Genomic DNA, 1,366 nt, shown 5'->3' with positions numbered 1-1,366 from the left:
GTCCTTCACCGGAGGGGCGGTGGGGTCCTTCAGCGGCGCGGAGGGCTTCTTCTTCGAAACGACCACGGGCGCGTCCAGCCCGATGGGCGCGTCCTCGGTGAGCTGCGGGAAGACCGCGCGCAGGTAGCAGGCGAAGTCGCGTCCCCGCTCGACGAAGGCCGCCGTGTAGGCCCCCGAACCCGTCAACACCAGCATCATGGCGTTGTAGACGGCCCACCAGCCGCAGTCGCAGCCGCCTTCCTGCTGGGGGATGTCCACGAGGTCGATGAACTCGGCGTTCGGGAAGGAGGGCCGCAACAGGTGGGTGCTGTGGGTCGGGGTGACGAGCTGCCCTCCGGTGGACAGCAGGGTCTTGAAGGCCTGGGGGAGCGTGCGATTCGCGTTGAGCGGATCAATGAAGAAGACACGCGGACGGACGTTGTTCACCGCGATGTCGAGCGGGGTGACGTAGTTCGCCGGGATGCCGACGCAGGCGACCCAGTGCGAGCCTCCTGTCGCGCTCGCGTCGCGGCCAGAGCGGGCCTTGACGGCCGTGGTGTTGAGGATCATCACCACGGGCCTGCCGGGCTGCTGGTTCAGCACCCCGTTGTTGACGGCCACGCCTCCCTGGATCTGGTAGCCGCTGAGCTCCTTCGAATAGTTCACCCGCCCTTCCAAAGCGTTGTTCGCGTCGGCGCTGAGCGGCGAGAACACGGAGGACAGGTCCGGATCGATGATGTGCGCGACGTGGCCCAACTGCTGCGTGAGCGTCCGGCCAATGCCATAGCCTGTCGCCCAGTCGTTGGTGCGCCGCCGCTCGCCCGTCGGTCGTCGGATCTTCTGGTGGAGGGCGGTCGCGAGGGCGTCAGGCATGTCGTCAACTAAACAATGAATTGCTGGTTTTTCAAGGTGCGGCGCGCGGACACCTCCTCGGCCGCGCCCGAAAAGAATCTTTAAACGCGCGGCGGTCCTCGGGGTTCTCCGGTCATTCAAGCCACAGGGCCCCTTGTCGGGTCCCCGGACGACGACCCCATGAAGACCGCTCACGCCGCGCTCGCCTCGCTGCTGTTTTCGTTGCTTTCGCTCACCGTGCCCAGGCTTGCCCATGCCGGGGAGGGCGGGCCCTCCGGGTCGCCCGGGTCCGTGCTCGACAGCCCGTCGTCGGGCCACCGGCTGGATGTGGGGTGCAGCTTCGGCTTCAACAACACCGGGGGCATGGGCTTCGTCCCGGGCTTCGGCCTGGACAGCGACGTGCGGCGGGCTGCCGGCGGATCTTCCGCTCCTGCGCGAGGAAGCGGTTGAGCCGGTAGTCCACGCGGGCGATGGTCCGGCCTGGATCCGCCGCCGGATCCGCGTCGGACGCGTTGAACTCCTCCAGGAGGAGCGC

The 1,366-nt window shown here is 67.9% G+C and carries 3 protein-coding genes; all 3 read right to left on the bottom strand.

Annotated elements, in window-relative coordinates; all coding sequences use genetic code 11:
- The coding region (locus D7Y13_RS41450) for a C48 family peptidase (RefSeq protein WP_244222473.1) at positions 1 to 852 on the bottom strand (852 nt) is incomplete at its 3' end.
- A gap of 170 nt (positions 853 to 1,022) precedes the next feature.
- Positions 1,023 to 1,196, bottom strand: a complete 174-nt coding sequence (locus tag D7Y13_RS47350; protein WP_208734553.1) for a hypothetical protein — start codon at positions 1,194 to 1,196, stop codon at positions 1,023 to 1,025.
- The coding region (locus D7Y13_RS47345; protein ID WP_208734552.1) for a hypothetical protein at positions 1,178 to 1,366 on the bottom strand (189 nt) is incomplete at its 5' end. The genes D7Y13_RS47350 and D7Y13_RS47345, both read right to left, overlap by 19 nt.

The organism is Corallococcus praedator, from assembly GCF_003612125.1.
Lineage (GTDB): Bacteria > Myxococcota > Myxococcia > Myxococcales > Myxococcaceae > Corallococcus > Corallococcus praedator.
The sequence above is the reverse complement of the archived record's forward strand: the minus strand, read 5'-3'. Positions and strand labels throughout refer to the sequence as shown.